At 63.6% G+C, this 13,426-nt stretch carries 15 protein-coding genes; 12 read left to right on the top strand and 3 right to left on the bottom strand.

Annotated elements, in window-relative coordinates; all coding sequences use genetic code 11:
* Positions 1–154 precede the first annotated feature (154 nt).
* The 7 genes from I6F31_RS21275 (at position 155) to I6F31_RS21245 (ending at position 6,782) form a co-directional block, all read left to right on the top strand.
* Positions 155–1,333: an ROK family transcriptional regulator gene (locus tag I6F31_RS21275; RefSeq protein ID WP_193375100.1), complete on the top strand. Its 1,179-nt coding sequence runs from the start codon at positions 155–157 to the stop codon at positions 1,331–1,333.
* Between the two features lie 60 nt (positions 1,334–1,393).
* A complete protein-coding gene (locus I6F31_RS21270; RefSeq protein WP_036025220.1) occupies positions 1,394–2,680 on the top strand; it encodes an ABC transporter substrate-binding protein in 1,287 nt (428 codons plus the stop codon).
* Positions 2,677–3,600, top strand: coding sequence for a sugar ABC transporter permease (locus I6F31_RS21265; RefSeq protein ID WP_057030489.1), 924 nt, complete (start codon positions 2,677–2,679; stop codon positions 3,598–3,600). Before I6F31_RS21270 ends, I6F31_RS21265 begins: the two co-directional genes overlap by 4 nt.
* Positions 3,593–4,450, top strand: coding sequence for a carbohydrate ABC transporter permease (locus tag I6F31_RS21260; protein ID WP_057030516.1), 858 nt, complete (start codon positions 3,593–3,595; stop codon positions 4,448–4,450). Before I6F31_RS21265 ends, I6F31_RS21260 begins: the two co-directional genes overlap by 8 nt.
* 10 nt (positions 4,451–4,460) lie before the next feature.
* Positions 4,461–5,570, top strand: coding sequence for a sn-glycerol-3-phosphate ABC transporter ATP-binding protein UgpC (ugpC, locus tag I6F31_RS21255; RefSeq protein ID WP_074447993.1), 1,110 nt, complete (start codon positions 4,461–4,463; stop codon positions 5,568–5,570).
* A complete protein-coding gene (locus I6F31_RS21250) occupies positions 5,567–6,334 on the top strand; it encodes an SDR family oxidoreductase (protein WP_036025234.1) in 768 nt (255 codons plus the stop codon). The genes ugpC and I6F31_RS21250 overlap by 4 nt, the downstream gene beginning before the upstream one ends.
* A gap of 130 nt (positions 6,335–6,464) precedes the next feature.
* Entirely contained in the window at positions 6,465–6,782 is a 318-nt protein-coding gene (locus tag I6F31_RS21245) for a hypothetical protein (RefSeq protein ID WP_141697647.1), read from the top strand.
* A gap of 310 nt (positions 6,783–7,092) precedes the next feature.
* Here the strand turns inward: I6F31_RS21245 and I6F31_RS21240 are convergent, their stop codons facing one another.
* Positions 7,093–7,755 carry a phytochelatin synthase family protein gene (locus tag I6F31_RS21240; RefSeq protein WP_074447994.1) on the bottom strand — a complete coding sequence of 221 codons (663 nt, stop codon included), beginning with the start codon at positions 7,753–7,755 and terminating at the stop codon, positions 7,093–7,095.
* Positions 7,756–8,012: 257 nt separating this feature from the next.
* On the opposite strand from I6F31_RS21240, the gene I6F31_RS21235 reads away from it, so the two are divergent.
* From I6F31_RS21235 to I6F31_RS21215, 5 genes are all read left to right on the top strand, one after another.
* Positions 8,013–8,228 carry a dodecin family protein gene (locus tag I6F31_RS21235; protein ID WP_035699963.1) on the top strand — a complete coding sequence of 72 codons (216 nt, stop codon included), beginning with the start codon at positions 8,013–8,015 and terminating at the stop codon, positions 8,226–8,228.
* Between the two features lie 156 nt (positions 8,229–8,384).
* Positions 8,385–8,696, top strand: coding sequence for a hypothetical protein (locus tag I6F31_RS21230; RefSeq protein ID WP_036009997.1), 312 nt, complete (start codon positions 8,385–8,387; stop codon positions 8,694–8,696).
* 148 nt (positions 8,697–8,844) lie between these two features.
* On the top strand, positions 8,845–9,030 hold the full coding sequence (locus I6F31_RS21225; protein WP_036025247.1) for a hypothetical protein: 186 nt from the start codon (positions 8,845–8,847) through the stop codon (positions 9,028–9,030).
* A gap of 39 nt (positions 9,031–9,069) precedes the next feature.
* On the top strand, positions 9,070–9,396 hold the full coding sequence (locus tag I6F31_RS21220) for a GcrA family cell cycle regulator (protein WP_036010004.1): 327 nt from the start codon (positions 9,070–9,072) through the stop codon (positions 9,394–9,396).
* 300 nt (positions 9,397–9,696) lie between these two features.
* The gene (locus tag I6F31_RS21215) at positions 9,697–11,238 is read left to right on the top strand and encodes a PAS domain-containing sensor histidine kinase (RefSeq protein WP_225147139.1); all 1,542 of its coding nucleotides are present in this window, start codon (positions 9,697–9,699) and stop codon (positions 11,236–11,238) included.
* A 113-nt stretch (positions 11,239–11,351) separates the two neighbouring features.
* On the opposite strand, the gene lpxB is transcribed toward I6F31_RS21215, so the two are convergent.
* Together lpxB and lpxI are read right to left on the bottom strand one after the other, a co-directional pair.
* Entirely contained in the window at positions 11,352–12,530 is a 1,179-nt protein-coding gene (lpxB, locus tag I6F31_RS21210) for a lipid-A-disaccharide synthase (protein ID WP_225147140.1), read from the bottom strand.
* Entirely contained in the window at positions 12,530–13,399 is an 870-nt protein-coding gene (gene lpxI, locus I6F31_RS21205) for a UDP-2,3-diacylglucosamine diphosphatase LpxI (RefSeq protein ID WP_225147141.1), read from the bottom strand. Before lpxI ends, lpxB begins: the two co-directional genes overlap by 1 nt.
* Positions 13,400–13,426: the final 27 nt, after the last annotated feature.

Genomic DNA, 13,426 nt, shown 5'->3' with positions numbered 1-13,426 from the left:
GCGGCGCCATCGCAAGATGGCGCCGTTTTGTTTGCGCCCGCACTTTCCCTCGTGCTGCCACGCACAACAACAAGTCCATGCTCACGGCGGCAAGCGCCTTGACAGCCTAAATGCTCCGCGCGCATTCTTACTCTAAGTAAGAATGACGACAGGGATGGAAATGCCGGAGCAGCCGAGAAGTCGGCGGCAGACGCGCGCTGCCATTTTGACTCATCTGCTTCAGTCGGGCGGCTCGTTTCGTCCGCCGCTGGCGAAGGCCGTGCGTCTGTCGGAAGCGAGCCTGTCGCGCATCCTGCTCGACCTGAAGGCCGAGGGTCTGATCGAGGAAGTGCGGCGCCCTGCCCCTTACGTCGGCGGCCCGACCGGTCTCGTGTCGCTGGACGGCGCGGTGGCGCTGGCAGCCTTCGAGCTGACGACACAGCGGCTCAGCGTCGGGGTCGGCGGCCTGTCGGGTGAGCTGCACTACACCGAGCGTGTGCCGCTCCCGAAGACGCCTGACGTCGAGACCGTCGGCCGGGCATTTCGCGAAGCGATGACGTTGTTGCGCGACTGGACGCGGCGCCGCCGGATCACCCTCTCGCAGATCGGCGTCTCGATTCCCGGCCTCGGCCGTCTCAGCATATCGGCCAATCCGATCATTCCCTGCGACGTCGCTCGCATCAGCGACATGTTCGGCGAGATGTTCGCCGGCGTGCCGCTCGAATTCACCAATTCGGTCGTCGCGCATGCCACCTTTCACCGCTGCCGCACGGAAAACTACCCGTTCAACGACACGCATCTGTTCGTGCTCGTCAGCCACGGCGTCGCCGGCGCCTGGATGGATGATCCGGCCGAGACCGATGCTCTGCAGCCGATCGAGCTCGGCCACATGGTGTTCGGGCCTGACGGACCGCGCTGCCGCTGCGGACATCACGGCTGCGTCGAGGCCTATACGTCGATTCCCGCGCTGGCTGCGCTTCTCGGCGTTTCCGAGACCGAGCTGCTCCAGCTCGGCAACGAATGGGTCAACACGGTCCCGATCTCATCGCGCGTGCGGCAGGATTTGCGCCGTCGGCTGTTCCGGCTCGGCCTTGCGATCGGCAATACGCTGAACGTCAAGCCGTGCGGCGGCGTTGCGATCAGCGGCTGGCCGTCGCTTCTCGCTGAAGAGGATCGGCAAGCACTGGTCGATGGCATCGACGCCTGCCTGCTGGGCGGACGCAAACTGGCGCAGGTCTCCCTCGCCTTCGTGCCGCCGTCGACCGGCAACGATCCGCAGGCTGCGCTCGCCTTCGCCGCCTTTTGTCTCGCCAGCCGTGGCGGCATGCCCGCGGCATCGACGGAGGCGGCCTGACATGCGCTGAGCCCAAACGGCCTATAAAGCGCGAGAGATTTCACACCGGGAGGAACTGCCATGCCGATCACAACAACAAGGCGTCGTCTGCTCGCTGGATCTGCTGCCGCGCTCGCATTTCCGCACCTTGCCCGCGCGCAAGGCGCGGCCAAGCCGCGACTGACCGCGATCTCGCAATGGTCGGCGGGCAGCGACGGGGCGGCCATTACGGCGCTCGGCAAGAAATTCGAGGAGAAGGGCGGCGTTTGGCAGCACTCGCCCGTCCCCGGCTTCACCACCGAGATGATGAACAAGCTGCGCGCGCAGATCATGGCCGGCGATCCGCCGGCTTGCTCGCAGCTCAAGGGGCCCGAGATTGCGGCCTGGTCGAAGATTGCGCCCACCGTCAATCTCGATGCCCTCGTCGCGGCCGCCGGCTACGAGAAGGTCGTCGCTCCGGACCTTGCAAAGCTGCACAAGCCCGGCGGCAAATGGATTGCGCTGCCGCTACAGATCTACAGCACCAACATGCTCTTCCTGTCCAAGCGCGCGATGGACAAGGCGAAGGCGGACAAGGTCCCCGTCACCTGGGCCGACTTCAACGACCTCGCCGAAAAGATGAAGGCGGGCGGAGTCGCCTCTCCCATCGCCAATGGCGGCACCCGCCCGGACGACGGACAGAAATTCGAGGCGGCTCTCGCGGGCATCAGTCCGCTCGCCTATCGCGCGGCCATCATGAATCTCGAGAAGAAGGCCCTCGAGGGTCCGGAGATCAAGGCCGCGTTCGCCCAGGTGCGCAAGATCGCCGACTGGATGGACCCCAACGTCGGCGCCCAGCATTTCTCGACCAACCTGAAGCGCTTCATCGACGGCGACATGGGCATGATGATCATGGGCGGATGGGCGCAGGGCGTATTGCGCAATGCCGGCTTCAAGCTCGAGGACTTCATGATTGCGCCAGGCCCGAGCGACAACGGCAAGCCGGTCTTCCTGTTGAATGCCGACGCCTTCATCTTCTGGCAGCGCAAGGAGGCGGACCTGCAAGCCGGCCAGACCCTGATGGCTCAGCTCGTCATGGATCCGGCGATCCAGACCATGTACTCGCAGATCACCGGCTCCATCCCCGTGCGCACTGACGTCGATCTATCAGGCGAAGGCTGGTCGGAGGGGCAACGAACAACCTCGAAGGCCTTGAAGGAGGCCATCGCCAGCAATCAGGCCGTCCTCAGCATGGCGCACAACATGGCGCAGGAAAACGGAATGACCGCGGCGATGATCGACGTAATCACGGAGTACGTGAAGAACAAGACGATCAAGCCGGAGCAGGCAGCCACCCGCCTCGCCGAGGCCGTCGAGGGCGCGCGTTGAGCAATGCCGCCACGATGAGACCGGGCCGGCCGGCGCTTCCCGAATGGGTGCGCCGGCTGCCCGAATATCTGACGATCTGGGTGCCGCTGCTGCTGTCGGCGGCGCACCTCGTCTCGTTTTCGCTCTGGACGATCTGGATCTCGTTCACGCCGTCCACCCTCGTTCCCGTTGCGGGCTGGGTCGGCTTGCGCAACTACACGGCGGTCACGGCATCGCGCAACTGGCAAATCGCCTTCGACAATTTGCTGCTGTTCGGCAGCGCTTTCGTGCTGCTGAGCGCAGCGACCGGCCTCATCCTCGCGATCCTGCTCGATCAGCGCATTCGTGGCGAGAACGTGCTGCGCTCCATCTTCCTCTATCCCCTGGCGGTGTCCTTCGTGGTCACCGGCACGGTCTGGAGCTGGCTGCTCAATCCCGGTCTCGGGATCCAGAAGCTGGTGCACGACCTCGGCTGGACCTCCTTTAAGTTCGACTGGCTGATCGACCGCGACATGGCGATCTGGACCATTGTCATCGCCGCGATCTGGCAATCCTGCGGCTTTGCCATGGCGCTATTCCTTGCCGGCCTTCGCTCGGTCGATCCCGACATCATCAAGGCCGCGCAGATCGACGGCGCGGGAGCGGTCCGAACCTACCGGCGTATCATCCTGCCGTCGCTGTGGCCGATCACGGTCACCGTCGTGGTGATCCAGTTGCAGTTCGCGATCTCGACCTTCGACCTCGTGCGCGCGCTCACCAACGGCGGACCGGGAATCGCGACCCAGCTGCCGGCACTCGTCGTCTACGACCTGATGTTCCAGCGCAGCCTGCTCGGCCGCGGCGCGGCGGCGGCCGTGCTGATGTTGCTCATTCTTCTCGCGGTGCTGCTGCCCTACGCGGCGTGGCGATACATCCAGCGACGGCGAGGCGCCCATGCCTGACCGCAGCTTCGCACCGACCCGGATTCTGATCTATCTCGCCGTCTTCTTGATCGCCGCGGCCTGGCTCGCGCCGCTCGTGGTCGTGGTGCTGAACTCGCTGCGGACCAACGAGGAGATCGCGCAGGGATCGATGATCGGCTGGCCGCAGCATCTGGCCTGGAGCAACTACGCCGCAGCCTGGAGCGGCTTCTGTGTCGCCGAGACCTGCGCCGGCATCCGGCCCTACATGCTGAACTCCGCGCTGGTCACGATTCCCGCCACGATCTTCTCCACCCTGCTCGGCGCAATCGCCGGTTACGCTGTGTCGCTCTGGCGTTTTCGCGGCGACAACTGGATCTACGGCATCGTGACGCTGGGCCTGTTCCTCCCGCAGCAGATGCGCCTGTTGCCCTGGACCATCGTGCTGCGGGACATCGGCCTCATCAACACGCTGACCGGCCTCGTGCTGATTCACACCATTCAGGGGCTCTCATTCACCACGCTGTTCTGCCGGAATTATTATGTCGCCATTCCCCATGAACTGATCAGGGCCGCCCGCATCGACGGCGCCGGCTTCTTCCGCATCTTCTGGCGCATCATCCTGCCGCTCTCAGGTCCCATCCTGATCGTCACGGTGATCTGGCAGTTCACCCATATCTGGAACGAGTTCCTCTATGGCGTGACGTTCACCACCGGCCAGCAGCAGCCCGTCACCGCAGCGCTTATCGCGCTGTCCGCCGCCGTCGCGGATATCCCGCAGCATGGCGTGCAGAGCGCAGCGGTGATCATCGCCGCGCTGCCCACGCTGTTGATCTACCTGCTCGGCGGCAAGTACTTCGTCCGCGGCCTGACTGCCGGGGCCGTGAAATGATGGAGTTGTCATGGCAGCACTGAGCATTCGCGCCCTGTCCAAGCGTTACGCCAATCTGGAGGTGCTGAAGGACATCGCGCTCGACATCGAGAGCGGCGAGTTCACCGTGCTGGTCGGCCCGTCCGGCTGCGGCAAGTCCACCCTGCTCAACATCGTCGCCGGGCTCGACCGCCCGAGCGCGGGAACGATCGAAATCGGCGGCCGCGTGGTCAATGACGTCGCGCCGAAGGACCGCGACATCGCCATGGTGTTCCAGTCCTACGCGCTCTATCCCTCGATGACCGTGCGCCAGAACATCACCTTCGGCATGGAATGCCGTCACGTTCCCAAAGCCGAGCAGGACGCTGCGGTCGGCCACGTCGCAAAACTGCTCCAGATCGAGCCGCTGCTCGGCCGCAAGCCCTCGCAATTGTCCGGCGGCCAGCGCCAGCGAGTGGCGATGGGACGCGCGCTGGTGCGCAATCCCCTGCTCTTCCTGTTCGACGAACCGCTCTCCAATCTCGATGCCAAGCTGCGCGTCGAGATGCGGATGGAGATCAAGCGCCTGCACCAGCGCATCGGCGCCACCATCGTCTACGTCACCCACGACCAGATCGAGGCGATGACGATGGCGACGCGGATCGCCGTGATGCATCAGGGCAGCGTGCAGCAATTCGCCGATCCCGACACCGTGTACCGCTATCCCGCCAATCTGTTCGTCGCACGCTTCATGGGCTCGCCGCCGATGAACACCATGCCGGCGCGGCTCGAGGCCGAAAATGACGGTCCGGTCGTCGTGATCGGCGCGGGACGGCCCGACGAGCTTCGTCTGCGCCTGAGGGGATATGACGCCGCAGCACCCTTTGTCGGGCGCAAGGTGGTGTTCGGAATCAGGCCGGAATGCATCGCTGAGGGGAGCCGCACGTTTTCCAGCGAAGCGCCTGTCCTCGTCGAGGCGCCGGTGGAGCTGGTCGAGCCCACCGGCGCCGAGACGATGGTGCTCCTGCGGCTCGGCGGCGAGCCCGCGATGGCACGAGTCTCGCCGGATATCCGCCCCGCGCCCGGCACGTCCGCCGCCTTCGCGCTCGACACCCGCCGCATTTGCCTGTTCGACCCCGAGACGGAGCGCCTGATCGCATGACGAAGACGACCTATTCCAGCCTAGCCGGCAGCGTGGTGCTGATCACCGGAGGCGCCAGCGGCATCGGCGCCGCCTTCGTCCGGGCCTTCGCGGGCCAAGGCGCCCGGGTCGCCTTCTTCGACATCGATAAGGACGCCGGCGAAGCCCTGGTGCGGGAAATAGCGGCCTCGTCCGGGCCTGCGCCGCTGTTCGTGCCCTGCGATCTCCTCGACATCGATGCCCTGCGCAGCGCGATGGCAGAAGCCCGCCGCTCGCTTGGCGACGCCGCCGTTCTCGTCAACAACGCCGCCAACGATCAGCGCCAGGCTCTCGCCGAGGTCACGCCGTCCGAGTTCGACTGGATGATCGGCGTCAATCTCAAGCACGTCTTCTTCGCGGCGCAAGCGGTGGTGCCACAGATGCAGGCGCGCGGCGGCGGCTCGATCATCAACATGTCGTCGATCGCCTGGATGCGCGGCGCGCCGGCACTGCCGGTCTACGCCGCGGCGAAAGCGGCGATCGTCGGCTTCACCAACTCGCTGGCGCGCTCCGTCGGTCCCGACCGCATTCGCGTCAACGCGATCGCGCCGGGCATGGTCATCACCGAGCGCCAGCGCAGGCTGTGGTATCCGGACGATCGGGTCATCGCCGAGATACGCTCGCGCCAGGCGGTGCCCGATGCGGTAACGCCCGAAGACATTGCCAATATGGCACTGTTCCTCGCCTCCGACGAAAGCCAGCGCATCACCAGCCAGTGTTTCAGGGTTGATGGCGGACTCGCCTAGGCCGGTGCGCATAAGACCGTTCGAGTGCCCTTTGCTTAGCCCTACGTGACGTTCGACAATAGTGATTGGAACTAGGAAACCTTGGGAGGTTCGCGCGTTTAGGGGCCGGAGCAAGCCGTGGAGGAGAAGCATGCGAACAGCAATTCTCGCATTGATTGTAGTTGCCGGAAGCGCAATGAGCTTCCAAGCAACGGCCCAACAGCAAAAGGCCGCACCCAGTGAGCAAACCAAGGAGGAGATGAAGCGCGACGTGGACCGGGAGCTCAAGGCTGGCCAGCCCAACGAGCAGATGCAGCGCGATGCGGACAAAGGGATCAAGACCCGCAACTCCGGAGAGTCCGGATACGTGGCCGATCAAGACAAGCCGGCCGCTTCGGCGCATCCTCCGGGCCGACCGGGAAGTGAGCAGACCACGGGTTCGGGTAGCCAGACCGGCACTCCGAAATAGAACACTCGGCCTGCTCTGCGTCTACGGCGAGTTGCGCGGGCGCCGGAAGTGGCCAATTCACGGGTCGCATGCGGTCCCGGGTTAGCGGGTCGTCCGCCTGGTTGCCGCCCAAATGTCCTCCCGGGGTCAGTATGTCGCGCTCAGTGTACGCGTGGAGCGAGACCCCGGGGGCAAGTGCGGGCCGTCATAGGGCGCACAAGCGCCAGTCGAGGCAAGGACGGCCTCCGCGTTCTGTCCACCGCCGATAGCCGACATCCAAGCTGCCTCAAATTATCCGGCTAAGGGCCACGGTGCGACCTGGAGCGGGATGTTACTCTATGAACAGCAGTCCCCTCTTCTTATCGCCGTCAAACGTATTTACAGCGTCGAACAGCCGCTTCCGTTCGACTAGCCACGGCTGGAAATCGAAATTGACATCGAGCACGAAAACGAGGTCTTCGGCTTCGAAATAGCCCCCAATTGGGGAATGGTGTCCACTACCAGCACCAAAAATATGAGCGCGATCGAAATTCACGATGTAGCGTCGCCGCGGATCGTTGGAGCGACGGAGATGCTCCAGAAACTCATTTTCGCTGAGATCGCGCAAGACAGTAACTTTCCGGCTGGTGTTGGACTGGGCGATGTTGGCCAGTTCGTCAAGCGTGAGCCCCATGATGCATACGCCTGTCCAGCAACTCCACGTCCCGGCCAACACCTTGCCTTCCGTCCTTGCCGCCTCGCCAAGGGACCGATACGCATTTGCAACAGCGGCAGGTCCGCAGCGAGAGCCATTTGACTGCCAATCAACGTGTCCTTCAAATGTTGCTGCCACGGGCAGGTGCCACGCACGCTCAATAAGCTCCGGAGTACGTGTGACCGATGAGGCTATGGCTTCTGATGGCACGTGCGATTGATTGACCACCAGGGCTCCGGCACACACCAGACTCAGGGCAATCACCAAGCTACTGATGCTTACGCGGTGCCATCGCTTCATGGATCGGAACCTTGGCGGCAATGACGACTTAGGCGCGCAAATTATACTCGGAAGCCGGAGAGCGCGAAGAAGATACCTGTCCGCGTTCGTCCGGGCTGAAAATGCGAACATAATCTCCGACAGGACGACCCGAGTTCTTCTTTGGGTCGAACAGGAAAGTGACAGCCAATCGGACCCTTTCCGCGGCATCCCCGAGATGTATCAGCGTCGAGATCTCAGTGCTAGACTTCCTGCTCCTACCGATTAGGAGGACGAACATGCCCGATAGCGTCTACAAGGTCATTGAACTGGTCGGTACTAGCAGCGACTCATGGGAGAAGGCGGCCGCTAACGCAGTCGAGCAAGCTGCTAAATCTCTCCGAGATCTCCGCATTGCAGAAGTCGTCAAGCTCGATATGCAACTGGATGACAAGGGAAAAGTTGAGGCCTATCGCGCCAAGCTCAACGTATCGTTCAAGTTCGAGGGCTCCTGAGCCTCAGCACCTCGCCGCTTCGGGCGAGGACGGCTCATTGGACAGGCGCGTTGCGGTCCGCCAGCCGGACGCTGTGGCCCATCCCGGAAGTTGGCACTAGTCCGAGCGGGACCGAAATGCTTTGATGCGCAGGAGCGTATGGCGCGTGGTGGCCCCATGTACATGGTCATTCGCAAGTACAGCAAGGTTCGTTCGGTCGCGGACGCCGCTCGTCGCGCCAAGAGCGGCGTTGGTGAGATCCTAAGACAATCGCAGGGATTCAAATCTTACCATGTGCTGGATGCGGGCGACGGTGTCGGTATCGCGGTGATGATATTTGACGACCGCGAAAGCGCCAACGCAGCGAACGCCAAGATACTGGCATTTGTTCAAGCCAGTCTACCGGACCTCGAACTTGGAGTTCCTGAAATCGCTGCCGGCGAGGTTTTGGTGAACATAGAGCCCAATGGGTCCTCGGGCATCAAGTAGCCGAAAACGCTGCCTGTTGCATGGCCCGCCGCCCGCTGATCGTGCAGTCTACCCGACCTGCATCGCGTTTGCGGCGGTCGCGCCCCGGCACCGGCATATGCCGGCCAAGAATCTGGCGACTGCGCTAATTTTCGAGGAGCACAATGCCATGAAGCAACACACCTCCGAAGCATTTTCCACCACAGCCAGGAAACTGCTCATGCGGATGCGCATCGTGATGCCACCCAGGGACCCCGATGAAGACGAGGAGGATGAAGACGAGGAGGACGAAGACGAGGATGAGCAAGATGATGCCGACGAACCGGCGGTCGTGCGCGAGCCGGACGAAGACTAGACTAGCCGGTGTCTGGCAGTCGCCGTTATACTATCTCTGATGGGCTGGGATGCGAAAGACATAGCGCTTCTCAAAAGGCTCTGGTCCGCGGGGCAGAGCGCGGCGCAGATTGCGCGCCATCTCGGCTGCAGTCGTAACGCGGTATGCGGTATGCTGAACCGTCTGGGCCTGAAGCGCGGCCACAAGCCGCCCACAGCGCAGCCCCAGATAAGGCCGGCCCCGAAGCTGAGGCCGTCGTCGGCCGCCTGCGCCCGTCCCATCGCGCGGAGGGTGTCGCCGAGTACAGCAGAGAGGGAGCTGCCAAAGGAATTCAGCCGGCAGCAGCTTTACGCCATTCTGGCTGAGGCGGTCAGAAACACTGGTTAAGAGCTCACCACGAACGTCCTTGCCCTCCCGTCCATGTCGGCCGCGTCGTTACTTTGCAAATAAGCGTCGGCCACCCGCGAGACAGAAACAGGGCCCACCTCACACGCATACGTTGATGGAACCGGGTTTTAGCTCGCGTTGTTTCGGCTCGGGGTCGTCACAGCCACGTCGCTATAGAGAAGCCCTGTATACGGGAGTATAGTCGCCAAAGGCATATTCCCGATCGATCTTGATCGGCTCCGGGGGGACGCGATCCGGCACGAGAAATCTGTCGATTGATCCATCACGCGTGAGCAAGAGATGATCATGCAACATGCGATTGAAGTGCCGTCGGTCGCCCTCGATTCGAATGAGTGCAAGCGCCCCGAGGAGGCACTGCGCGAGAGCGAGGAGCGCTTTCGCACGCTGGTGCAATTCTCCTTCGATGTGTACTGGGAAACGGACGCGGAGCATCGCTTCATCCGCCAGGAGTTCGCCGAGACGCTTCCCGAGCCGCCTGTCTCCGAGATCGGCAGGACACGATGGGAGGTCCCGTATCTCGAACCTGACGCAGATGGCTGGCGCAAACACCGGGAGATACTCGACGCTCACCTCCCGTTTCGCGATTTCGAGCTCGCGCGGCCGATGCCCGACGGCGGCAAGCGCTATATTTCCGTCTCTGGGCTGCCCATCTTTGACAAGACAGGGAACTTCGTGGGTTACCGAGGTGTGGGGCGCCACATCACGGAGCGCAAGCGCGCCGAACAGGCGCTGATCGAGAGCGAGGCCCGTTTCCGTACCTTCGTGGACCACGCGACCGATACGTTCATGCTGCACAGTGAAGATGGTCACGTTCTCGATGTGAATCGGAATGCCTGCGAAAGTCTCGGCTACAGCCGGACCGAACTGGTTGGGGCAACTGCGGCCTTGTTCGATCTGGAGATGGATGAAGCGACTTGGCGTCGCAACCGCGAGCGTCTCAAGGCCGGCGGCATCGCTACGCTCGAGAGGCGCTATTGCCGAAAGGATGGCACTGTGTTTCCCGTCGAAGTTCGTATGCGCGAGTTCTGCGAAGTCGGACAGTCACGAATCATTTGTCTGAGCCGCGACATCACCGAACGCAAGCGAACCGCCGAGACGTTCCGCGAGATGCAAGCTGAACTAACACACGCCAATCGCGCGGCGGCAATGGGCCAGGTCACGGCTTCGGTGACACACGAACTAAGCCAACCAATCACCGCGGTGCTCTGCAACGCAGAGGCCGCACTGAACTGGCTAGGAACACAATCTCCGAATTTCGAAAAGGCACAGCAGGCGCTCGTATCCATCGTCACAGAAGCCAAGCGAGGCGGCGAGATCATCAGTTGGATCCGTTCCTTGATCAAGAAAGCTCCGGCGCCGAAGGAGAGCGTCGATGTCAATGGTGCAATCCTGGACGTGATCACCATCGCCCGTAGCGAGCTGCTCAAACATGATGTCTCGATCCAGACCGACCTCGCTCCGGGCTTGCCGCTCGTGAAGGGCTATCGCGTTCAGCTGCAACAGGTGGTTCTCAATTTGATCCTCAACGCGATCGAGGCAATGAACTGCGTCGACGTTGGCGGACGAGAGCTGCGGATCAGCACGGCTGCGGATGCTTCAAATCGCGTTGTTGTCGCCGTACGGGATACCGGACCTGGACTTGACGTCGCAATCGTTGACCGCCTGTTCGAGCCCTTCTACACCACCAAGCCGGACGGGACCGGCATGGGCTTGTCGATTTGCCAATCGATCATCGAGGCTCACGGAGGACGACTTTGGACTGGTGCGAATGAACCACGGGGGGCGGTGTTTCACTTTAGTCTGCCTTCGCAACAGGAGTGATCCACGTCGCTTTAGCGTAACTCACGCCTTCGCTGTTGCGTTTCTTGGCGTCTGGTCTTTGAGGGCAGCTCACGCTTTGGAGGGGGCAGCTCAAGCAGCCTTTTTGAAACACCCTAGCTCGTTCGCCGGCCCTGGCGCATCGTTGCGAGCACGATGTCGGCGGCGAGCACGCTCGGCGATGTGTTGCCGGTCGACATGATCTGATCGAGCCTGGCGAAGGCCTCGACCTGCTGCCGGCGCAGCGGAGACTCCGTCAGCACGTCCCGAAGCGCCGGCGCCAGCTTCTCCGGCGTGCATTCCTCCTGCAAATACTCGGGAATGACATCCTTGCCGATCACGAGATTGGCAAGGATCACCGAGGAGACACGGATCGCGCGTCGCAGGATGAACGCCTCGATCGCGCCGACGCGATAGGCCGTCACCATCGGAATGCCCGACAGCGCGAGCTCGAGCGTCACCGTGCCGGATTTCGCCAGCGCGGCCTGAGCGATGCGGAAGGCCGCACGCCGCTCGTTCTCGCCGATCACGATCTGAGGCTTGACCGGCCAGCTCGCGATGCCTTCGCGGATGGTGGCTTCGAGATGCGGCATGGTCGGCAGCATCAGTTCGAACGCACAGCCCTCACCCCTTAAGCGGCCGAGCGTTGCGCCGAACACGTCGAGATGATGCCTGACCTCGCTGCGGCGGCTGCCGGGCAGCACCAGCAGCACCGGCGGCTCACTGTCGCGGCGCGCCTGCTCCTCCGCACTCGGCCGCAGCGAGCCCAATTGCTCGATCAGGGGATGGCCGACATAGCTGCAGGGCGGCCCGCCGAGCTTGCGGTATTCCTCGGGCTCGAACGGCAGCAGGCCGAGCACGTGGTCGACATAGCCGAGCATGGTCCGCGCCCGTCCTGGCCGCCATGCCCAGAGCTGCGGCGAGACGTAGTCGACGATCGGGATCGCGGGATTGCGCGCGCGCACGCGGCGGGCGACGCGATGGGTGAAGTCGGGGCTGTCGATGATGACGAGCACGTCGGGCGCGGCCTCGGTCACTGCGTCGGCGGTCTGCCGGATCAGCCGCAGGATCTTCGGCAATTGCTGCAGCACCGCGGCAAACCCGACGATCGAGAGCTCCTCAATCGGAAACAGCGATTCCAGGCCCTCGCGCGCCATGGTGCGGCCGCCGACCCCGACGAACTGCACGCCGTCGCCGAGGCGCTGGCGCAGCACCTTCATCAAGGCGCTGCCGAGCCTGTCGCCGGACTCCTCCGTCGCGATCAGGAAGATCTTGCGCTTGGGATCACGCGACATCACGCGGGCAGGCCGATGACGAAGAGATATTTGGCATCGGCAAGCGCGATCATGGCCTGCGGCTCGGCGGCGATGGTGTTGCCCGCGATGACGGCGATGCCGGCAAGGCCGGCAGCCGCGACGCCCTCGATGGTGCGCGGACCGATCGTCGGCAGGTCGAAGCGCAGGTCCTGGCCGCTCTTCGGCGCCTTCACCAGCACACCGCGTCCGGTGGCGGCGCGGATGCGGCCCTCCTCGCGCAGCCTCGCGACGCGGGCGAGCAGCGAGTCGGTGCCCTCGATGTCCTCGACCGCCACCACGTGGCCATCGATCACGACCACGGCCTGGCCGATGTCGAACGGACCGAGTGCGGTCAGCACCGCCCGGCCGCGCGCGATGTCGGCCTTGCTGGCATCGCTCGGCCAGGCGCGGCTGATGCAGCCCTCGGGCATCAGGAGATCCGGCGCAACGTCCTTGATGCCGACCATCCGGAAGCCGTCCTGCTCGAGGATGCGGCCGACACCCGACAGCAGATGATCGTCGCCGCCGCGGAAGGCGCGGATGACATTGCCGAGCAGGCGCAGCGTCGTGAAGTCGAACCGGATCTCGGACAGCGAAGGCCGCACCAACGTGCCGATGAAGATCAGGTCGCGGCAGCCCTCCTCGCGGAACAGCCGCATCGCGCGTCCGAGCTGGCCGACGGAGATCCAGCGATGCCGGAACTTCTCCACTCGCTGGGGATCGCAGGCCCCGCGCAGCGGAAACAGCACCGGCGTGATGCCGTGCGCGGCGAGCGACTCGGCGACCGCGAACGGCATGGCACCGCCGCCGGCGACGATGCCGACCGGTGACGAAACCTGCAAAGCCGCCGATGTCGTGCCCGCGGCCATCCCAAGATCACTCCAAGATCATTTCAA

This window comes from Bradyrhizobium sp. NBAIM01, assembly GCF_020194115.1.
Taxonomy (GTDB): Bacteria; Pseudomonadota; Alphaproteobacteria; order Rhizobiales; family Xanthobacteraceae; genus Bradyrhizobium; species Bradyrhizobium yuanmingense.
Note: the sequence above shows the minus strand (reverse complement) of the source record. Positions and strands in the feature narration are given on the sequence as shown.